This window comes from Sphingomonas echinoides, assembly GCF_029623395.1.
GTDB lineage: Bacteria > Pseudomonadota > Alphaproteobacteria > Sphingomonadales > Sphingomonadaceae > Sphingomonas > Sphingomonas echinoides_A.
This window is the reverse complement of sequence record NZ_JAPYKK010000038.1, coordinates 1-21,014: the sequence shown is the minus strand read 5'-3', so window position 1 is coordinate 21,014 and position 21,014 is coordinate 1. Positions and strand designations below refer to the sequence as shown.

Genomic DNA, 21,014 nt, shown 5'->3' with positions numbered 1-21,014 from the left:
GGGCGGTGACGCCCCCCTTTTTCGTGATTACCGACGCCGGTATCAGGAACGCGCTACCCAGGATTGTCCCGGGAAGCGCGCCGTAAACTCCTGATGACGGGTTAGAACGCCACGCCCAGCGAGGCGACCACGCCGCCCTTGCTGACGTTGCGACCGCCGCCCGACACGAAGCGGGCATCGGTGTCGACATAGGACACGCCGAGCGTCAGCACCTTATAGGTCGCCGTCGCGCCGAGCGCCCAGTCGGTATAACCCTTCTTGCCGGTCGAATCGGTCGCGAGCCAGCTCGGTCCAAAACTGTGCCCGACGTGCGCGATCAGGCCGAGCGGGGTCTTGGGAATCCCTGCCGAGAAATCCCCCGCGAGATACACGTTGTCGCGTTTGCGCAGCAGCCCCGATGCGCCTTGGTCGAGCGTCAACGCTTTCTGTTTGAACGCGTAATTGACCGTGACCTTGGATGTCAGCGGGCCGAAGGTGTGCGAGATGTCGGCATAGGGCTCGAGAAAATCCGAGCTGCTGGTGTCGCCTGCCGGATGCGTCTTGGGATAGACGTAATAGAGCGCACCGACATCGAACGTCGTCCCGCCGACGACCTTCTTGTAACCGCCGATCAGATCGATTTCCTGATGCCCGGTTCCGGCGACGGTGACGTAATTGTCGACCGACGACCCCCATACGGAGACGTAGAAACCCGATTCATGCGTGACGGTGATCGACCCCTGGACCGCCGCGTTGCGGTCGGTCTGCGAGACGCCGCGAAAGCGATAGTCGCTGACGAGCGCCGCGGTGCCGTTGATCGTGACCGCGGGCGGAGGGGCGGTTTCCTGCGCGAAGGCAGGGGTAGCGGAAGCGACGAGCACGAGCCCGCCGAGCGTTGTTCTGGAGAAGCGCATCATTTCCCTTTCGAAAATGCGACTGTCCCCGCCTGCCTTCCCCGACCCAGCATCTGTCGATGGCTGCAAGCCACCCCGCGCCGATAACCGGAGAGGGCATAGCAATGCCGTGTTCCGCCGCAGCGCACAAGCGGGATTGCCGTAGCATTGCGCGTTCGTAAGGAAATGTTGCTGCGCTGCCACAGCAACTTGGATCTTACCGCACCGCAGCGAACCGCTTCAGGCCCGCGGCGAGATCCGCGATCAGGTCTGCCGGGTCTTCCAAGCCGATCTGGAGCCGCACCATCGGCCCCGCATCGGCGCGCTGCGTGACGCTGCGATGGCGTTGTGGATCGACCGGGATCGCGAGGCTTTCGAACCCGCCCCAACTATACCCGATCCCAAAATGGTCGAGCCCGTCGATCAGTGCCGCGCGGGCGGCCTCGGTCCCGCCGTCGAGGACGAACGAGAACAGCCCGGACGATCCCGCGAAGTCGCGCAGGAACGTGGCGTGGCCGGGGCAATCGGGCAGCGCCGGGTGCAGCACCGTCGCGACTTCGGTCTGGTGTTGCAGCCAACGCGCGATCTCGAGCGCGCTTTGCTCGTGCTGGCGCAGGCGGATCGCCATGGTGCGCAAGCCCCGCGAACCGAGCCAGCAATCGTCAGGGCTGGCGACTTGCCCGAGCTGGAAACTGGTGTTGCGCAGCCGCGCGAAATGGCCGGGCGCGGCGGTGACCGAGCCGAGCATCACGTCGCTGTGGCCGACGATATATTTGGTGCACGCCAGGATCGTCAGGTCGATCCCGTGCGCGATCGCGGGGAAGAACAGCGGGGTGGCCCAGGTGTTGTCGAGCAGGGTGGTGACCCCGCGCGCCTTGGCCGCCGCTACGATCGCGGGAATGTCCTGCACCTCGAAGGTCAGGCTGCCCGGGCTTTCCAGCACGATCGCGCGGGTGGTGTCGCCGATGAACGCGGCCATGCCCGCGCCGATCAGCGGGTCATAGAAGCGCGTCGTGATCCCCATCCGCGCGAGCAGCCCGGTGGCGAGCGAACGAGTCGGATCATAGGCGGTGTCGGGGATCAGCACTTCGTCGCCGGGGGACAGGACCGACAGCAGCGCGGCGGCGATTGCTGCGACGCCCGAGGGATAGAGGAACGTGCCTTCCGCGCCGGGTTCGAGCTCGGTCAGCGCGTCGGCGAGGCTCCACTGCGTGGGCGTGCCGCGGCGACCGTAGAACAGGCGGTGATGCGTGTCGCGGGCACCCGCCGCGCGGAGGTCGGCGACCGAATCGTACAGGATCGTGGATGCGCGCCAGACGGGGGTGTTGACGACGCCTTGGGTCCATTCCTTGCGGCGGCCTGCGGTGACGACGCGGGTGGAATCGCCCTTGGGGGTGTCGGTTTTTTTCATGGCGCGAGATCCTGCTGTGCTGGGACTGCAAAGCGGGAGACGCGGAGGAAGGCAAGGGTAGAGCGTGGAATCTCTAAAGCCCCTCCCCTTCAGGGGAGGGGTTGGGGGTGGGGGAGTGCCTCGCAGAGAGTTGAGTACTGCTGGACTGCCCCACCCCAACCCCTCCCCTGAAGGGGAGGGGCTAAGACGGTTACGCCGCGCCTGTCGCCTTTGGCGTCGTGCGGTCCGCGCCCCATTCGGACCAGCTGCCGTCATAGACCGCCGCTTCCACCCCAAGAAGATGCGCGCCGAACGCCAGCGCCGACGCGGTGATGCCCGACCCGCACGTCGTCACCAGCGGTTTGGCGAGGTCGATCCCCGCGCCTTCGAACGCGCTGCGTAAGGGATCGCCGGTCTTCCACGTGCCGTCTTCGTTGAAGATCTGCCCGACCGGCAGGTTCCGCGACCCCGGGATATGCCCCGGATGCGTTGCGGGGCGCGGATCGGCTTCCTCGCCGGTGAAGCGCGCGGCCGAGCGCGCGTCGAGCACTTGTTCCGCGCCGCTGTCGACGTTCGCCTTCATCTGGTCGAGCGTGCGGACGCCCTTGTCGTCGGCCCAGACGGTGAAGTGGCGATGGCGGAGTTGTTCCTTGCCGCTCGCGGTCTCGCGGCCCTCGGCTTGCCATTTGGAAAGCCCGCCGTCGAGAATCGCGACATCGTGCGCGCCAAAGGTCCGCAGCATGAACCAGGCGCGCGCCGAGGTGTGGTAGGGGGAATTGTCGTAGAGCACGATCCGGCTGCCGTCGCCGAGCCCGAGCGACTGCATCCGGCTGGCGAACTTCTCGGGGGTGGGGAGCATCGAGGGCAGGTCGTTCGACGTGTCGGCGATCTCGGCAAGATCCAGGAACACCGCGCCGGGGATATGCGCCGCCTCATATTCGGCGGCGGCATTGCGGTCGCCGAAGCCCGCGAAATAGGTCGCGTCGACGATCCTGAGATCGTTCGCCCCGAGTTCGTTGGCGAGCCACTCCGTCGTTACCAGCGAGTCCATACCGCGTCTCCCTTGTGTGTTTTCGGGAGCCTAATACGCCTCTGCGGCGGCGTCGAGACGGTCGAGAAAGGCTTTTGCCGAGTCGCGGATCTCGCTTTGGGTCGCTTCGTCCATCTTGGCCCAGGTGCGATAGGGCATCGCCATCCGCGGGTTGCGCGCAAGCGTGTCCTCGTGGCGGATGACGAAGTCCCAGTAAAGCGCGTTGAACGGGCAGGCGTCGGGGCCGGTCCGTTGGCGGACGTCGTAGCGGCAACTCTTGCAGTAATCGGACATCTTGTTGATGTACGCGCCGCTTGCCGCATAGGGTTTGGATCCGAGCAGGCCGCCGTCGGCGAACTGGCTCATGCCAAGCGTGTTGGGCAATTCGACCCATTCGTACGCGTCGATATATATTTCGAGATACCACAAATGGACGGCATGCGGGTCCGCGCCGATCAGTAGGGCGAAGGTGCCCGTGACCATCAATCGCTGGATGTGGTGCGCGTGCGCGTTCTCCAGCGTCTGCCCGATCGATTCGGCGAGGCAGTGCATGTCGGTCTCGCCGGTCCAGTAGAAGGCGGGGAGCGCGCGCTTCGCATCCAGCGCGTTGCGGTGCGCGTAATCCGGGCCTTCGCGCCAATAGATGCCGCGGACATATTCGCGCCAACCGATGATCTGGCGGATGAATCCCTCCGCCGCGTTGATCGGCACCTTGCCCGCGCGATACCGTTCTTCGACCGCGCGGCACAGCGCCAGCGGGTCGAGCAGCCCGGCGTTGAGATACGGGGAGAGCAGTGAGTGCCACAGGCTGGGCTCGCCGGTCAGCATCGCGTCCTGATAGTCGCCGAACCCGGCGAGCGCATGGTCGAGGAACTGCTTCTGCTGGCGTTCGGCATCGTGCGCGGTCACCGCCCAGGCGAAGCTGTCGAGGCTGCCGGGATGATCCGCGAACCGCTCCGCGACGAGCGCGAGCACGTCCTGCGTGATCGCATCGGGCGGGAAGCGTAAGGGGCGCGGCATCAGCAGGTCGGCCTTGGCCGGCTTGCGATTGTCGTGGTCGAAATTCCATTGGCCGCCGACGGGGTCCTTGCCGTCCATCAGCAGCCCGGTCTTGCGGCGCATGTCTCTGTAAAAATACTCCATTCGGAGCTGCTTGCGCTCCTCCGCCCAAGTTGCGAACTCGGCGTGGGTGGCAATGAAGCGGTCGTCGCTGCGGATCTCGACCGGAATGCCGAACAGCGTTTCCCACGCGTCGAGCATCGCGCGGACGCGCCATTCGCCCGCTTCGGTGACGACGATCCGTGCAGGATCATGCCGTCCGACCGCGCGCGCGACCTCGCCGGTGAAGCTGCCGGTCGAATCGGGGTCGTCCAGCGCGACATAGTCGACCGTCCAGCCCTGTTCGCGCAGCAGTTCGGCATGGTGCCGCATCGCGGATAGGATGAACGCGATCTTCTGCTTGTGGTGGCGGACGTAGGTCGTTTCGTCGGCGACCTCCATCATCAACAGGCGCGCCGTCGCGGGATCGGCGCCCCGCAGCGACGACAGGCCGAGCGAAAGCTGGTCGCCCAGGATCGGGATCAACGTGAGGGGCGGCAGTTCCATTTCGGCGTCCGGTCTCCTATCTCTTGTGCATGACCCCATTGCATCTTGGCCAGACGAGTGCGCTGCCTGCTTCACCAGAAGCGGCGGTGCTCGATTACGTTCCCAATCCGCGCGTTGGATCCCTGTATCTCGTGCGGTTCGCGGTTCCTGAATTCACCTCGCTGTGTCCGGTCACCGGCCAGCCTGATTTCGCGCATCTGGTGATCGATTATGCGCCGGCCGAGACGATCGTCGAATCCAAATCGCTCAAATTGTTTCTCGGGGCTTTCCGCAACCATCAGGGTTTTCACGAGGATTGCACGGTCGGCATCGGCGAGCGATTGTTTGCGGAAATGCAGCCGCAATGGCTTCGGATCGGGGGATATTGGTATCCGCGCGGCGGGATCCCGATCGACGTCTTCTGGCAGTCCGGGCCACCGCCCGAGCGGCTGTGGCTGCCGCCGCAGGACGTGCCCGGATATCGCGGGCGCGGCTGACGCATGGACCGTCCTCCAGGGTGGTGCATTCGGACTGGCGCGGGATTAACATCGATTAACGCGAATCTTTTGCTGCGGCGCAACATTTCTGCAACCATATTGAAACTTGGCCGTTCGTTTCGTGACAGCTGAGGGGAATTCCCCTTTCACTCTTAGGATTACGAGCATGGTGCACTTGGCAGATGTCGTGACCCCGATCGATCACCTTGCACTGATCGGCAATTTCCTGCCTCGGAAATGCGGCCTTGCAACATATACGACGGACACGTTTACCGCATTGAAGGGTCGGTTTCCCGACCTCGACATCGATATTTACGCGATGGACGACCACCCCGGCCGGTACGAATATCCGCCCGAAGTGACGCGCAGCATCCCCGATCAGGACCGCAGCGCGTATCTCGATGCCGCGCGCGAAATCGAGGCGAGCGGGGCGCAGGCGATCTGGTTGCAACATGAATATGGCATCTTCGGCGGGGTCGCCGGGGAGCATATCCTGGCGCTGCTCGACCGCGTTTCGCTGCCGGTTATTGTCACTTTGCACACGATTCTGGAGAAGCCTGACGCCGATCAGCGTCGAGTCATGGAAGGTTTGCTGCAACGTGCGTCGCGTGTCGTCGTGATGGCGGAGCGCGGCCGGGAAATCCTCGAGCGCGTCTATGGTGCCAGCGGCCGGTCGATCGTGATGATCCCGCATGGCGTGCCGGATCGCGATTTCGTCCAGCCCGATTCGCTCAAGCCGCGCTTCGGCTGGGAAGGGCGCAAGGTCGTGCTGACCTTCGGTCTGCTCGCGCCGGGCAAGGGGATCGAAGTGATGATCGAGGCGCTGCCCAAGATCGTCGCCGCACATCCCGAGACGCTGTACACGGTGCTGGGCGCTACGCATCCGAACCTCGTCGCCTATGAGGGCGAGAAGTATCGCGACGGCCTCAAGGCGCTCGCCGAGAAGCTGGGCGTGTCGGACAACATCCAGTTCATCGATGCCTTCCTCGAGCATGACGAATTGATCGATTATCTCCAGGCCGCCGACATCTACGCGACGCCGTATCTGAACCCGGCGCAGATCACGTCGGGCACGCTCAGCTACGCCGTCGGCGTGGGTAAGGCGGTCGTTTCGACGCCGTACGTCCATGCCACCGAAATCCTTGCGGACGGGCATGGCGTGCTGGTCGACTTCAGCGATTCGGACGCGTTCGCGCGCGAAATCATCGCTTTGCTCGGCAATGACCGCAATCGCACGCGGTTGCAGGAGCGTGCCTATGCGCGCGGTCGCACGATGATCTGGCCGCGTCTCGCCGAAGTCGCGATGCGCGAGATCGCCGGGATGGTTGCTGCCAAGCCGCGTCGGTTACACGGCTCCAGCACCTCGTTCACGCCGCTGACCCCCGATTTTGCGGCGGTCGAGCGGATGAGCGACTCGACGGGGATGCTCCAGCATTCGATCTATTCGGTTCCGGATCGTCGCCACGGCTATTGCATCGACGACAATGCGCGCGCGCTGATGCTGGTCAGCCAGATGCCCGACATGGACGAGGTCCAGCGCGACAAGTGGATGACGATCTACGCATCGTTCGTCCAATATGCGTGGAACCCGGAGGCGCGACGTTTCCGTAACTTCATGAACTTCGACCGGACCTGGTGCGAAGACACTGGATCGGAAGATTCGAACGGTCGCACGCTGTGGGCGCTCGGCGTGACGGCGCGCGATGCGCAGTCATCGAAGCATCGGGACTGGGCGGTGCGGATGTTCGACATGACTGCGTCGATCACGATGGAGCTTGGCTCCCCGCGCGCGCATGGTTTTGCGATGCTCGGGGCGGCGGCGATGCTCGATGCGCATCCGGGGCATGCTTTGTCGAAGCAGATCCTTGCGCGCTACGGCGACGAGCTGTGTGCCTTGCTCGAAGTCGCGCGGCGTCCGGAGTGGGAATGGTTCGAAATCGTTCTTGCCTATGACAATGCGCGTCTGCCGGAAGCGCTGATCCGCGCCGGGATCGCGCTCGATCGCCCCGAGTTCGTCAAGTGCGGGCTGACCACGCTCGACTGGATCGTCGGCAAGCAGACCTCGCCCGAGGGCCGCTTCCGCGCGGTTGGCAGCGAAAGCTTCGGGCGGGTCTATGCCGAGCCGCTCCAGTTCGACCAGCAGCCGCTCGAAGCGCAAGCGGCGATCGATGCGTGTCATGCGGCGTATCTTGCGTCGGACGACCTCCGCTGGGTGGAAGAAGCGGGTAAGGCGTATCGCTGGTATCTCGGCGCCAATGATCTCGATTTGCCGCTGGCAACGTCCCAGGATGGCGGGTGTTTCGACGGATTGATGCCGACCGGACTCAACCGAAACCAGGGGGCAGAGTCGATCCTGGCGCTACAAATGGCGAATTGCACGATTTCGGGGCTGGCAAAGCGTACGGAAAGCGTGGCAGGACCCCATAGCGCCGTCGCGTAGCCTCGCTCGCGACGCCGCCGAAGGCGTTGAACGAGGCTATTACGTGTGATTGAGCTGTTCCAGCATGCCCTGCGGTTGCACGCAGACCCATCACGAGTGGTCGTCCGGCCATTCCACCTTGCGTGGTCGCGCAATGGCGGAAGCCGGACGGAACGCATCGTTGCGGCGGTGATGTCGCTCGACGCGGCGCAGACGCGGGCCGAACTCGAACTCGTGCTGAAGGATTTTGAGGCGCGCCACTGGCAGACACGGCGCGTCTTCATGACGCGCTACGACGAGATCGAGGACATGCTCGGGATCGACGGCAGCGAGATCGGCGACGAGAAGCGCCAGTTGATTGGCGCTTATTTCTGCCACGAGTACAGCTATGCCGCCGCCGCGCTGATGAACCCGAGCGCGGTGCCGCATTTCGACCAGTCGGGCATGCCCGCCGGATCGCAGCGCATCCTGATGTCGCTGCGTGCCGTGGGCGAGGGGCACATTTCCTCGGTTGCGTTCCGCGAGGGCATCATCACCGACGGCAACCAGCTGAAGCTTGCGCCCGAGCCGCCGTTCGCGACCGCGACCGATGCGGTCGGGATCGATGAGGAAACGCTCCCCGAGGGGCCGATCACGGTGTTCCGCCATCGCGACTCGACGCTGTCGGGCACGGTGATCTTCCCGATCACCGCCGCGCAATCGAAGGGGCTGGAGGATCTTCGCCTCGTCCACTTCACGCATGACGACGGGACGGTCGAGTGGCTCGGCACCTATACCGCGTATAACGGCTCGGTGATCCAGTCCGAACTGATGCGCACCCGCGACTTCCGCGCGTTCGATCTGGTGCCGATGACCGGCCCGGCCGCACGCAACAAGGGCATGGCGCTGTTCCCGCGCAAGGTCGGCGGGCAGTATATGATGATCGGCCGGCAGGATGGCGAGAATCTGTTCCTGCTCAAATCGGACACGCTGACGCATTGGGACGAGGGGCAGAAGCTGCTGACCCCGGCGTTCCCGTGGGAGCTGGTGCAAATCGGCAATTGCGGCCCGCCGATCGAGCTTGACGAGGGCTGGTTGCTACTGACGCATGGCGTGGGCGCGATGCGCAAATACGCGATCGGCGCGGTGCTTCTGGATAAGGCGGATCCGTCGAAAGTGATCGGCCGGACGCGCGAGCCGATCCTCGCGGCGGCGAACCAGGACCGCGAGGGGTATGTGCCCAACGTGGTCTATACGTGCGGCGCGATCCGGCATGGGGACACGCTGTTCGTGCCGTATGGCGTGGCGGACAGTTCGGTGGCGTTTGCGTTCATTCCGATCGGGTCGCTGCTGGAGGCGATGGAATAGCGGTTTTGGGTGGGGTGGCCGGTGTGGGCTGCTCCGCTCGGGGTCGACGGTGGGGAGGGGGCGGCGGCGCCAAGCCTTTTCTTCTTCATTCCCGCGGAGGCGAGCGTTCTACAAAACCGTCCGTCATCCTGAACTTGTTTCAGGATCCAGCCCTCCGCGAGTCCGGACTGTGCCTGTTGCACGGTGGATGCTGAAACAAGTTCAGCATGACGGCAACTTTTGGGGTGAGTGTGCCGATCAAATCTCCGATTGCCTTATTTGGAGGCCTCGCGACGGCGGGAATCCATTAGTACCGCCCGTCGTGTCCTGCGCCGTCAGCCAGTATGGATCCCCGCGTTCGCGAGGATGACGGGGGATGCCCCGGAACCCAGGATTACGCGTGTGGCGTTTGCTGCCCTGCACGCCTGCTTTTGCAGGAGAACGGTCGGTGGCTTTTCGTGCGCTACGCCCCACCGTTCGTTTCAAGCGTAGTCGGGAAACTTGGCACGGCGTAGGTTTCTCGACTTCGCTCGAAACGAACGGTGGTGGACGTGAGGTGTGAAATGTGCGCTCCCTGATGCATCAGGCTGAACGGCAATAGTTGGCGGAAAGCGGACCATCCGGGTACGAGAATGACAGGCTTCTGTATCCGACGTTACACGGGCCTGTTGCTGCGCGTCAGTGGACGTCACCTACGCATCGGCCCTCCGCGACCATTGTTGGCGTAGGGCCAGGCCAAATATGGGGCACCGTTGTCATGCGAACTCTAAGATCCGGGAGGGTGATCTCGTAACCGGTCATGTTGTAGTGGATAGGACCACGTCCAACGATCGAATTCGGGGTGATCGAGACTGGCATCGTCGTCGCCTCGAAATGGTTGCTACTTACTGTCATCAGGTGCGCTTTCCGGTCGATTAAAAGCGCAAATCGCTGCTGTTCGACGTCCTCGCCAACGAAGCACTGAAGGCTAACCGTGGTCGAGAGCGGGTCTGTGGGGGAAGCTAGCGCGGCAAGTATCAGAGCGAATAACATCTGCGTCTCCAATGTTTATAGCGCGGAACGATAGCTCTTCACTCAACGTAGTTCGCAGCGCCATTACTCAACATGGAATGGTAGACGCACGGACAAATAAGGCACCGCGTTTATTTTCAGCGAATGCGGCTCCTTCAGCCAGCATTGGGCGTCAGCGGAACAACCGCTTCAGGACGCTATGACCGACTTCCGGGGACCGTTACGCCGCCTGCGCAATCACCCGCCGCATCGTCGCCCGGTACAGGATTGCCACCATCGCCGCGAACAGCACCGTTCCCCCGATCAGCGCGGGCGTCGCGAACCCGGCGCCGACCACCGCGAGCGGTGAATCCGTCCCCGACCCCGCGACGACGAACGCGAACAGCACGCCGAACAGGCTTTCCCCCACGATCAGCCCGGTCGCGGTGAGCACGCCGAAGCGGCGCGCGCGTTCGGGGTTAACGGTGCGGTCGGCCCAGCGGTCGTAAAACCAGCCGACCACCGCGCCGATCACCGTCGGCAGGATCACGCTCATCGGCAGGTAGATGCCGATGCCGATCGCCAAGGGGGGCAACCGCAACAGCTTCGCGCGCCCGAGCAGCATGTCGACGACGATCGCGACCACCCCTGCGGCGATCCCCCAGTTGAGCATCGTCCAATTGAGGTTGCCCCCCAGCACGCCCTGCGCAAGCGTTGAGATCAGCCCCGCCTGCGGGGCGGCGAGCGCGTTCGGCCCCGCGCCGGGCGCGCCGACGAAGCCGAACGCGCTGTTGAGCACGTTGAGCACCGGCGGCACTACCAGCGACCCGAACACCACGCCGATGATCAGCGCGACCTGCTGCTTCCACGGCGTCGCGCCGACCAGCTGGCCGGTCTTGAGATCCTGCAGATTGTCGTTCGAGATCGTCGCGACGCCGAACACGATGCCCGTCACGATCAGTGCATAGGCGATCAGCGCCTGCGTCGTCTCAGGGCTGGTGCCGCGCCCGAACAGCCCGACCAGCATTAGCGACGAGGCGATGACGGCGAGGATGCCGATCCCCGAGACGGGCGAGTTGGACGCGCCGATCAGACCCGCCATGTAGCCGCATACCGCCGCAATCATCAGCCCGATGACGAGGATGAAGACGAGCGCGCCGCCGATCAGCGCGAGCGCCGCGGGGGCGAGCGGCCCGCCCGCGATCACGCTCCACAACAGCCAGGCGATCGGCAGCAGCACCGCGATCGACCCGCCGAACACGATCCCGATCGGCAAGTCGCGTTCCTCGAGGGCAAGCGTCTCGCCAGCGCCGCGTGCGCGCGATGCCGCGAGCGCCGAGCGGATCCCGCCGATGACGGGCCGCGCGATGCTGATCAGAGTCCACACTGCGGCCACGCCGATCACGCCCGCGCCGAAGAAGCGCACGTCCGAGCGGAAGACGGTGTTCGCCCAGGTCTCCGCGCCGCCGGCGACGGGGTGGATCGCGGTGAGATACGGCAGCAGGATCCACCAGCCGATCACCATGCCCAAGCCCTGCGCCATCCCGACCGAGATCCCGACGAGATGCCCGACCCCGAGCAGCGCGAACGACAGCCCGCCCGAAATGCCGGTCGCGCCAGCCCCCGCGCGGAACCACACCGAGGCCTCGGCGATCGCGAGCTTCATTTGCGTAAGGAGCGCGAACCCCGCTGCGGCGAAGGCGTTGACGATGATGATGCGAAGGCCCGTCGCACTTTCGGCGGCCCCGCTCGCGTCGCCGTCGCCGCGCACGCCGGAACCGACCTGCAGCACTTCGGCGGCGGCGCGGCCTTCGGGATAGGGCAGGTCGGTGTCGACGACGAGCGCGCGGCGGAGGGGGACCGAGAACATCACGCCGAGCACCCCGCCGGTCATCGTGATCGCGGCGGTGGTCACGAACGGGAAGCCCTGCCACCAGCCGATCATGATCAGCCCGGGCAGCACGAAGATGATCGCCGCCAGCGTCCCCGCCGCGCTCGCGATCGTCTGGACGATGTTGTTCTCGAGGATCGTCGCGTCCTTGAACGCGCTCAGCACCGCCATCGAAATCACCGCCGCCGGGATCGACGTCGCGAAGGTCAGACCGACCTTGAGCCCGAGATAGACGTTCGCGGCCGTAAACAGCAGTGTGATGATCCCGCCCAGCAGGATCCCGCGGAGCGTCAGTTCGGCGATCGGTTTTGCAGCGCGCGTGTCGGTCATGGCGTACCGTTGCACAAAGCGCGCGCGTCGGGACAGAATTTTGTGGCGCGGCGCGCTGTCGTGGCGTCTTGGGGGCGGGCGTGACTTTTCGGGGACTGGTGCGTTAGCGGGGCCATGAAGACTGTGTGGTTCATCACCAACCCGAAATCGGGAACGGCGACTCCCGCCAAGGCCAAGGCGCTCGAGACGATCTGCAACGAGCATGGGCTGACGCTCGCCGGGCGCACCGCTTTCCCGGACGAGCCGCTGCCCACCGCGCGATCGCTCGACGCGGCGGGGGTGGATACTGCGGTGCTCTTCGCGGGCGACGGGACGATCAACGCGGCGGTGACCGCGCTGCTCGACTGGCAGGGCGCGATCCTGATTTTGCCGGGGGGGACGATGAACCTGCTCGCGAAATTGCTCCATGGCGGGACCGATCCCGCGAAGATCATCGCCGCGGCGCACGACCGCGCGCGCAAGACCGCCTTGCCGTTCGCGCAAGTGGGGGAGAACCGGGCGTTCGTCGGGCTGATCCTCGGGCCTGCCGCGAGCTGGGTCCGGGCGCGCGAGATCGTGCGGAGCGGGAGCCTGCGCGGTTTGGGCCGAGCGCTGAAGCATGCGTGGAGCCGGACCTTCGGCAAGGGCATCCGGCTGGAGGGTGTGCCCGGACTGAAACCCGGCGCGCAGGCGGTGCTGGTGCGCGCCGAGGACGACCGGCTCGACATCGCGGCGATCGACGCGCGCGATTTCCGGAGCATCACGCGGCTGGGCTGGGAATGGCTGACCGGGGACTGGGTCGCCGCGTCTGAGGTGACGCAGTGCCACGCGACCAGCTTTCGCACTGCCGGCAAGAAACCCGCGCTCGCGCTGTTCGACGGCGAACCCGCGATGCTCGAGCCGGGCAGCGAGGTCCGTATGGGGCGGACGCGCGACCTTTTCCTGACCACGCGCGAACAATAAGGGGTGTCCGCGATGATCCGTCTGTTTCACGTCAGCGACGTCCACTTCGGGCGCGAGGATACCGCCGCGGTCGCGTGGTTCGATGCGCTGGTCCATGCCGAGCGCCCCGATGCGGTGGTGATGACCGGCGACCTGACGATGCGTGCGCGGCGACGGGAGTTCGACGCCGGGCTGCACTGGCTCCAGCGCTTGCCGGTGCCGGTCACGGTCGAGGTCGGCAACCATGACCTGCCGTATTGGAACTTGTTCGACCGCTTCTTCCGCCCCTATCGCCGGATGGGCAAGGTCGAGCGGATGGTCGAGCGACCGATCGACTTGCCGGGCGTCGCGATCGTGCCGCTGGTGACGACCGCGCGGGCGCAGTGGCGGCTCAACTGGTCAAAGGGCTACGTCAGTCGGGGCGCGCTCCGCCGCACGCTCGACCTGATCGCGGCGGTGCCGAACGATCGGCTGATCTTCATCGCGGCGCATCACCCGTTGATCGACGCCAACACGCACGCCTCGGCCAACACACGCGGGGGCGCAGGGGCGCTCGACGCGCTGGCGGCGGCGGGGGCGGATGCGGTGCTGACGGGCCACGTCCACGACCCGTTCGACATGGCGCGGGAGGTCGACGGACAGGTGGTGCGGATGATCGGCGCGGGGACGCTGTCCGAACGGACGCGCACCACCCCGCCGTCGTTCAACGAGATCCGCATCGCGGACGGGCGGTTCGACGTGGTGTGCCGGACGATGTCACCGCAGCCGGACGCAGTGCTCGCGCGCGAGCGGGTCTAGCGGGACGTACCGGGGAGCGGCCGAAACGGATGGGGCGTGAAGGACGTCGGTCGCAATGGCTGTCCTCAGTCCTTCCGCACCTCAGCCGGGAAGGTGACGATGAAATGTGCGCCGCCGTCCGATTTCGCATCCACGCTGCCATTCAGGCTGCGCGCCAGTGTGCGGATCAATTGCAGGCCGAGGCTGGTCGATGACCCCTTCCCCAGATCGAATGTCGGGGGGAGCCCTGCGCCGTAATCGCGCACCGTCAGGCACACCGAATCGCCCTTAACGGTCGCCGAGACCGAGACCTTGCCGCCATCCGCGCCATACGCATGCTTGGCTGCATTGGTGACGAGTTCGGTGATCAGCAGCCCGACCGCCACCGCCTGATCCGCGTCGATCGAAATTGCGTCGGACGTGCAATCGAGCGTCAGGCTCGGCAATTGTCCCGCCAGACTCGTGCAGAGATCGTCGAGCAATGCGAGCATCTCGACCCGACCAGTGCCCTGGCGCCACAATTGGTCGTGCGTCCGCGCGATCGCGATGACGTGGCCCGACGCTTCGTTGAGCGCGCTCGACACTTCCGGCAGCGGGTTGCTGCGCGATTGCAGGTGGAGGATGCTCGACAGCATCGTCAGGCTGTTCTTGACGCGATGGCTCGCCTCCTGGACGAGCACCTTCTGGAAATCGAGCGCCTCGGCCAGGCGGCGTTCGCCGTCCTGCCGCTCCATCGCGACGCCGAGCAAATTGGCGAATCCCTGGAGGAACGCGATGTCCGCCGCTTCGAACTGGCCCGCGCTCGGGCTGTCGACCTCGAGCACGCCCCATGCGCCGGTCGTGGTCGATATCAGCACGTTGATCGCCCGCCGCACGCCGTGCTCGACCATGATCTGCGGGGTGCGGAAGCGATCCTCGCCCTCCAGATGGTTGGAGATGACCGGAGTCCCGTTCTGGAAGGCGAAGCCCGCGGGCGATTTGTCGTCCGCCGCAAGGCTGGCATTGCCGATCACGCCGGCCTTCCAGCCGACGCCGGCGCGGAACAGCAGGTCGCGCGGTTCGGGGCGATATTCGAGAATTTTGCACAGCCCGGTCCGCATGCCGTCCGCAGCCATCTCGGCAGCCTTGGCGAGCAGGGCATCATTGTCGCGACACTGCAAGGCGAACAGTCCGAAGTCGGACAGGATCGCCTGTTGCTGCAGCCGATACCCGAGCAACGATCCGGCGCCGACCTGCTCGATCGCTTCGGCGAAGGAGGTCGGTTCGTTGGACGTGCCCTGCGCTGCCTCGACGACGTCGTCGGAGGCGCCGGCCATCAGGGCGGTCTGCGTCGTTGCGGGCGGGGTGGGGTCGTCAGTCACTGGTCGTGTCCTGTGGTGAGGGAATGGCACCAATCCTCACCGTTCGTTTCGAGCCTAGTCCAGAAACCAGCGTCGTGCTGGAATTCTTGACGAGGCTCGAAACGAACGGCTGGCATGGCGGCCGTTCACCTTGGGTATTTTCCGGCTTTCGACCGGACAGTGGAGCGCTTCAAGCACCCGCGCTCATCAATAGGAATGATCGTGTACGCGCGATTGCACCAAACGCCAAAAGGGCGGCCCGTTGCCGGACCGCCCCTTCGTAAGCACCGAGGTTCGGGAAGCTTAGCGCTTCGAGAACTGGAAGCTACGACGTGCCTTCGCACGGCCATACTTCTTACGCTCGACGGTACGGCTATCGCGCGTCAGGAAGCCTGCCGCCTTGACGGGCGCGCGCAGGATCGGCTCGAACTTGGTCAGTGCCTGGCTGATGCCATGCTTGACCGCGCCGGCCTGGCCCGAAAGGCCACCACCCTTGACGGTGCAGACGACGTCATACGCACCCTCGCGCTCGGTCACGCCGAACACCTGGTTGATGACGAGACGCAGCGTCGGACGTGCGAAATACACTTCCTGGTCACGACCGTTGATCGTGATCTTGCCCGAGCCGGGCTTGATCCAGACGCGTGCAACCGCGTCCTTACGACGACCGGTCGCATAGGCGCGGCCGTACTGGTCGAGGATCTGCTCCCGGAGCGGCATCGTCGGAGCGGCTGGCTCCTTGATCTTGCCGGCCATGTAATCCTCGGCCTTGGCGTCGGACTGGGTCGCTGCAGCCGGAGCGGCAGCAGGCGCGGGGGTGTTGGTCAGAGCGGCGAGATCAGCCAGCGACTGGCGGTTGTCGGACATTATGCGCCCACCTTGTTCTTGCGGTTCATGCTGGCGATGTCGAGAACCTCGGGGTTCTGCGCCTCATGCGGGTGTTCCGTTCCGGCGAAGACGCGCAGGTTGCGCATCTGCTGACGGCCGAGCGGGCCGCGCGGAATCATCCGCTCGATGGCCTTTTCAATCACGCGCTCGGGGAAACGACCTTCGAGCACCTTGCCCGCGGTGATTCCCTTGATGCCGCCGGCATAACCGGTGTGCTTGTAATAGACCTTGTCCTTGAGCTTGTTGCCCGTGAACCGCACCTTGTCCGCGTTGATGATGATGACATTGTCACCGCAATCGACGTGGGGCGTGAAGCTCGGCTTGTGCTTGCCGCGCAGGATGTTCGCGATGATCGAGGCCATGCGGCCAACGACCAGACCATCGGCATCGACGATGATCCATTTCTTCTCCACCTCATACGGCAATGCCGGCTTGGTGGTCTTCATCAGCGCCTTCATGGGGCTTGTGACCTTACATAGCTAAAATGACGGATGCCGCCCCGGGGGACGGCATCGTTGGTGCCGCTAATGCTGGGACTGCGCCAGAAAGTCAAGGTTTCGGCGGGTCTCCCGACAGGTATCGGGATACCGGCAGCGATGACGTCGGGGCGATGACGTCAGATCGTGCGCCGCCCGACGGCATGCGCCGCTGCGACCGTCGCGATCAGCAGCAGGGCAGCATTCGCCTGATGCGCCACTGCGACGACGATCTCGACGCCGCTGAGCAGCGTGGCGATGCCGAGCAGGATCTGCACCGCAACGAGCGCGATGGCGATTGTCCCGGTTTTCGGCGCGCCCGCGCGGATCGCGCGCCAACCGAGCACGACGATTCCGGCAGCGGCGGCAAAGGCGAGCCAGCGATGGATGAACTGCACGACGATCGGATTGTCGATCACGTTGCGCCACATCGGATCGGTCATCGGCGTCGCGGCGGGGAAGATTTCGTCCCCCATCAGCGGCCAGCTGGAGAAGGCATAGCCCGCGTCGAGCCCCGCGGTGAACGCCCCGAACAGGATCTGCGCGAACAACAGGATCAGCGCCGCCGCGGCAAAGGCGCGCATCCGGGCTGCACGGGCCAGTCGTGTCGCGGCGAGATCGCGCAGGTCTAGCGCGGTCCACACCGTGCCGCCGAGCAACGTCAGCGCCGTGACGAGGTGGATCGCGAGGCGGATATGGCTGACGTCGGTGCGCTTGGTCAGGCCCGATGACACCATCCACCAGCCGATCGCGCCTTGCAGCACGATCAGTGCGACGAGCGCGCCGAGCCGCGGCGCATAGCCGCGCGGCAGGCGTCCGCGCGCCCAGAAATAGAGGAACGGCAGGAGGTAGACGAGGCCGACCACGCGCCCGAGCAGCCGATGGACATATTCCCAGAAGAAGATCGCCTGAAACCCGGCCATCGTCATGCCGCGGTTGAGCTGCTGATATTCCGGGATCCGTTTGTAATTGGCGAACTCCGCATCCCATTGCGCGGCGGTGATCGGTGGGACGATCCCGCTGATCGGTTTCCACTGCGTGATCGACAGGCCCGATTCGGTCAGCCGGGTGATCCCGCCGATCACCACCATCGCCACGACCAGAGCGGCAGCGAAGAACAGCCAGAGCGACAGGGTGCGGGGGCGGACCCGCGATGGAAGCGAGGATGCTTGGAGCATGGCGGCACCCTACGCCGCAACGCGCCCTGCGTCGATTGTCGATTGCGCGTGTCCGGTTGCAAAAGACCCGTGATGATATGTTGTAACTTGGCGCCGGCTATGCCATATGGGCCGCCGTATGACGGCGCTCGCCTCCTCTCCCGCCCTTCGGTGGATCGAACAGCGATTCGACAATATGGCGATCGGGCTGTCCGGGCTGTGCGTGGTGCATTGTATTGCGAGTTCGGTCTTTCTTGCGATCGCCGCATCGGCGGGCGGACTGCTGCTGAACCCGCTGTTCCACGAGATCGGGCTGACGATCGCGATCGGCTTTGGCGTGCTCGCGCTCGGGCGTGGGATCTTCCTGCACGGCTATATGATGCCCGCGGTCGTCGGTGCGGCCGGGCTGGGGATGATGGCGGGGGCGATCTCGCTGCCGCATGACGGCAACGGGATGGAAACCGTGTGGACGCTGATCGGCGTGGCGACGCTGGCGCTCGGCCACGATCTCAACCGTCGCGCGGCCTATTGAGCGTACCGTGCCGGACGTTGCGGCGCGGGCGGGGAGGGACTATCTCTTGGCGATGGCCACGCACCGACATTACGAACCGCAGGACGCCGATCTGGCGCTCGCGGCCCAGGCGACCCTTGAGCGATCGGGCGAGCAGTGGACCGCGATGCGTGCCAACATCTTCCGCGCGCTCGCTGGGTTCGACAAGCCCGCATCGGCCTATGACATTGCCGAAGCTGTCTCGAAGACCGAGGGGCGCCGGGTCGCGGCGAACAGTGTGTACCGGATCCTCGACCTGTTCGTGACCGCGAATCTGGCGCGGCGGGTGGAAAGTTCGAACGCCTACATCGCCAATGCGCATCCCGATTGCCTGCACGACTGTATCTTCCTGGTGTGCGACGCCTGCGGGCAGATCGTCCATCTGGACGACGACCGGCTGACCAAGGGCGTGCGCTCCGCCGCGGTCGCCGCCGGTTTCGCGCCGGAGCGCCCGGTGATCGAAGTCCGCGGCAAATGCGCGGCGTGCGCGGCGAGTGCCAAGGCGGCGTGATCTCCAGCCGCGGTCGCCTGGCCCGGCTTCGTCAAGAAAATGTCGTATCGTAACAGAAGCAACTTGCAGCAATCGACAGCGTGACACAGCGGCGCTAAACAGGCCCGATGGTTGACGCTCTCAAGACGCCGTTACTCGATACGGTCAATGTTCCCGCGGATCTGCGGACCCTCCCTGCGACCGAGCTGCGCGCGCTTGCCGACGAGCTGCGGCAGGAGACGATTGCCGCTGTCGGTGTGACCGGGGGGCACCTCGGTTCGGGGCTCGGCGTGGTCGAGCTGACCGTCGCGATTCACTATGTGTTCGATACGCCGCGCGACCGGCTGGTGTGGGACGTGGGTCACCAATGCTATCCGCACAAGATCCTGACCGGACGGCGCGACCGGATCCGCACGCTGCGGATGGGCGGCGGGCTGTCGGGCTTCACCAAGCGGTCCGAGAGCGAATATGACCCGTTCGGCGCGGCGCACAGCTCGACCTCGATCTCGGCGTCGCTTGGCTTCGCGATCGCCAACAAGATCGCGGACAAGCCCGGCAAGGCGATCGCGGTGATCGGCGACGGCGCGATGTCCGCGGGCATGGCGTATGAAGCGATGAACAATGCGGCGCAGGCGGGCAACCGGCTGGTCGTGATCCTCAACGACAATGACATGTCGATCGCGCCGCCGGTTGGCGGGCTGTCGGCCTATCTCTCGCGAATCGTCTCGAGCCGGGAATTCCTTGGCTTCCGCGAACTCGCCAAGAAGCTTGCCAAGAAGCTGCCGCGCCCATTCGCCTCTGGGCTGAGCAAGGCCGACGAATTCGCACGCGGGCTCGCGATGGGCGGCACGCTGTTCGAGGAACTCGGCTTCTATTATGTCGGGCCGATCGACGGGCATAACCTCGAGCAGCTGATCCCGGTGCTCGAGAACGTCCGCGATGCCGAAGAGGGCCCGATTCTCGTCCATGTCGTGACCAAGAAAGGCAAGGGCTATGCCCCGGCCGAGGCCGCGGCGGACAAGTACCACGGCGTCCAGAAGTTCGACGTGATCTCGGGCGTCCAGACCAAGGCACCCCCGGGGCCGCCGCAGTACCAGAACGTGTTCGGTGCGCAGCTCCTCAAGGAAGCTGCCAGCGACCCGACGATCTGCGCGATCACCGCGGCGATGCCGTCGGGGACCGGGCTCGACGGGTTCTCCAAGACCTATCCCGACCGCTTCTTCGACGTCGGCATCGCCGAGCAGCATGCCGTCACCTTCGCCGCGGGCCTCGCCGCGCAGGGGATGCGGCCGTTCTGCGCGATCTATTCGACCTTCCTCCAGCGCGCCTACGATCAGGTCGTCCACGACGTCTGCATCCAGAACCTGCCGGTCCGTTTCGCGATCGACCGCGCCGGACTGGTCGGTGCCGACGGCGCAACGCATGCCGGGTCGTTCGACGTGACCTATCTCGCGACGCTCCCCAACATGGTGGTGATGGCGCCGTCGGACGAAGCCGAGCTGGTCCACATGACGCACACGGCGGCTTTGCACGACAGCGGGCCGATCGCGGTGCGCTATCCGCGTGGCAACGGCACCGGTGTCGCGATGCCCGAGGTTGCCGAGCGGCTCGAGATCGGCAAGGGGCGGATCGTTCGTCAGGGGCACAAGGTCGCGATCATGGCCCTGGGGACGCGTCTCGGCGAGGCCTTGAAGGCAGCGGATGCGCTGGAAGCCAAAGGGTTGTCGACCACGGTCGCCGATCTGCGCTTTGCCAAGCCGCTCGACGAGGAGTTGATCCGCAAGCTGCTGACCAGCCACGAAGTCGCGGTGACGATCGAGGAATCCGCAATTGGCGGGCTTGGCGCGCATGTGCTGACCTTCGCGAGCGACACCGGGTTGATCGACGCGGGGCTCAAGCTGCGCACGCTGCGGTTGCCCGATACGTTCCAGGACCAGGACAAGCCCGAGGCGCAATATGCCGAGGCGGGGCTGGATGCGGATGCGATCGTCGAGACGGTGCTCAAGGCGCTGCGGCACAATTCGGGTGGCGTGGTCGAAGGCGCGCGGGCCTGACATTTTCCTTAAGCCCCTCCCCCTCGGGGGAG

The 21,014-nt window shown here is 65.3% G+C and carries 17 protein-coding genes; 8 read left to right on the top strand and 9 right to left on the bottom strand.

Annotation, left to right across the window (positions count from 1 at the left end):
* Window positions 1–101 precede the first annotated feature (101 nt).
* The 4 genes from QBJ92_RS17445 to QBJ92_RS17430 form a co-directional block, all read right to left on the bottom strand.
* The gene (locus QBJ92_RS17445; protein WP_277970980.1) at window positions 102–893 is read right to left on the bottom strand and encodes a TorF family putative porin; all 792 of its coding nucleotides are present in this window, start codon (window positions 891–893) and stop codon (window positions 102–104) included.
* 196 nt (window positions 894–1,089) lie between these two features.
* Window positions 1,090–2,283 (bottom strand): cystathionine beta-lyase, encoded by a 1,194-nt coding sequence (metC, locus tag QBJ92_RS17440; RefSeq protein WP_277970962.1) that lies wholly within the window; start codon window positions 2,281–2,283, stop codon window positions 1,090–1,092.
* A gap of 190 nt (window positions 2,284–2,473) precedes the next feature.
* Entirely contained in the window at window positions 2,474–3,313 is an 840-nt protein-coding gene (locus tag QBJ92_RS17435; RefSeq protein ID WP_277970961.1) for a sulfurtransferase, read from the bottom strand.
* Between the two features lie 30 nt (window positions 3,314–3,343).
* Window positions 3,344–4,897, bottom strand: a complete 1,554-nt coding sequence (locus tag QBJ92_RS17430; RefSeq protein ID WP_277970960.1) for a cryptochrome/photolyase family protein — start codon at window positions 4,895–4,897, stop codon at window positions 3,344–3,346.
* A 29-nt stretch (window positions 4,898–4,926) separates the two neighbouring features.
* Between QBJ92_RS17430 and queF the strand changes: the two genes are divergently transcribed.
* The 3 genes from queF to QBJ92_RS17415 all read left to right on the top strand — a co-directional run bounded on the left by queF (window position 4,927) and on the right by QBJ92_RS17415 (window position 9,139).
* Window positions 4,927–5,373, top strand: a complete 447-nt coding sequence (gene queF, locus QBJ92_RS17425) for a preQ(1) synthase (RefSeq protein WP_277970959.1) — start codon at window positions 4,927–4,929, stop codon at window positions 5,371–5,373.
* Between the two features lie 166 nt (window positions 5,374–5,539).
* Window positions 5,540–7,813 (top strand): glycosyltransferase family 4 protein, encoded by a 2,274-nt coding sequence (locus QBJ92_RS17420; protein ID WP_277970958.1) that lies wholly within the window; start codon window positions 5,540–5,542, stop codon window positions 7,811–7,813.
* A gap of 45 nt (window positions 7,814–7,858) precedes the next feature.
* Window positions 7,859–9,139 (top strand): glycoside hydrolase family 130 protein, encoded by a 1,281-nt coding sequence (locus QBJ92_RS17415; RefSeq protein ID WP_277970957.1) that lies wholly within the window; start codon window positions 7,859–7,861, stop codon window positions 9,137–9,139.
* A gap of 1,210 nt (window positions 9,140–10,349) precedes the next feature.
* Here the strand turns inward: QBJ92_RS17415 and QBJ92_RS17410 are convergent.
* On the bottom strand, window positions 10,350–12,329 hold the full coding sequence (locus QBJ92_RS17410) for an OPT family oligopeptide transporter (protein WP_277970956.1): 1,980 nt from the start codon (window positions 12,327–12,329) through the stop codon (window positions 10,350–10,352).
* Window positions 12,330–12,443: 114 nt separating this feature from the next.
* Here QBJ92_RS17410 and QBJ92_RS17405 point away from each other — a divergent pair, with 114 nt between their 5' ends.
* Window positions 12,444–13,271 carry a diacylglycerol/lipid kinase family protein gene (locus QBJ92_RS17405; protein ID WP_277970955.1) on the top strand — a complete coding sequence of 276 codons (828 nt, stop codon included), beginning with the start codon at window positions 12,444–12,446 and terminating at the stop codon, window positions 13,269–13,271.
* Window positions 13,272–13,283: 12 nt separating this feature from the next.
* On the top strand, window positions 13,284–14,048 hold the full coding sequence (locus tag QBJ92_RS17400) for a metallophosphoesterase family protein (RefSeq protein ID WP_277970954.1): 765 nt from the start codon (window positions 13,284–13,286) through the stop codon (window positions 14,046–14,048).
* 65 nt (window positions 14,049–14,113) lie between these two features.
* Here the strand turns inward: QBJ92_RS17400 and QBJ92_RS17395 are convergent, their stop codons facing one another.
* The 4 genes from QBJ92_RS17395 to QBJ92_RS17380 form a co-directional block, all read right to left on the bottom strand.
* On the bottom strand, window positions 14,114–15,388 hold the full coding sequence (locus QBJ92_RS17395) for a sensor histidine kinase (RefSeq protein ID WP_277970953.1): 1,275 nt from the start codon (window positions 15,386–15,388) through the stop codon (window positions 14,114–14,116).
* A gap of 282 nt (window positions 15,389–15,670) precedes the next feature.
* On the bottom strand, window positions 15,671–16,234 hold the full coding sequence (gene rpsI / locus QBJ92_RS17390; RefSeq protein ID WP_277970952.1) for a 30S ribosomal protein S9: 564 nt from the start codon (window positions 16,232–16,234) through the stop codon (window positions 15,671–15,673).
* Entirely contained in the window at window positions 16,234–16,713 is a 480-nt protein-coding gene (gene rplM, locus QBJ92_RS17385) for a 50S ribosomal protein L13 (protein WP_010162051.1), read from the bottom strand. The genes rpsI and rplM overlap by 1 nt, the downstream gene beginning before the upstream one ends.
* Window positions 16,714–16,871: 158 nt before the next feature.
* Window positions 16,872–17,909 carry a COX15/CtaA family protein gene (locus QBJ92_RS17380; RefSeq protein WP_277970951.1) on the bottom strand — a complete coding sequence of 346 codons (1,038 nt, stop codon included), beginning with the start codon at window positions 17,907–17,909 and terminating at the stop codon, window positions 16,872–16,874.
* Window positions 17,910–18,027: 118 nt separating this feature from the next.
* Here QBJ92_RS17380 and QBJ92_RS17375 point away from each other — a divergent pair, with 118 nt between their 5' ends.
* The 3 genes from QBJ92_RS17375 (at window position 18,028) to dxs (ending at window position 20,982) form a co-directional block, all read left to right on the top strand.
* Window positions 18,028–18,420, top strand: coding sequence for a MerC domain-containing protein (locus QBJ92_RS17375; protein ID WP_277970979.1), 393 nt, complete (start codon window positions 18,028–18,030; stop codon window positions 18,418–18,420).
* A 52-nt stretch (window positions 18,421–18,472) separates the two neighbouring features.
* Window positions 18,473–18,949 (top strand): Fur family transcriptional regulator, encoded by a 477-nt coding sequence (locus QBJ92_RS17370; RefSeq protein ID WP_277970978.1) that lies wholly within the window; start codon window positions 18,473–18,475, stop codon window positions 18,947–18,949.
* A 107-nt stretch (window positions 18,950–19,056) separates the two neighbouring features.
* Complete coding sequence (gene dxs / locus QBJ92_RS17365) at window positions 19,057–20,982, top strand: 1-deoxy-D-xylulose-5-phosphate synthase (RefSeq protein ID WP_277970950.1); 1,926 nt, start codon at window positions 19,057–19,059, stop codon at window positions 20,980–20,982.
* Window positions 20,983–21,014: the final 32 nt, after the last annotated feature.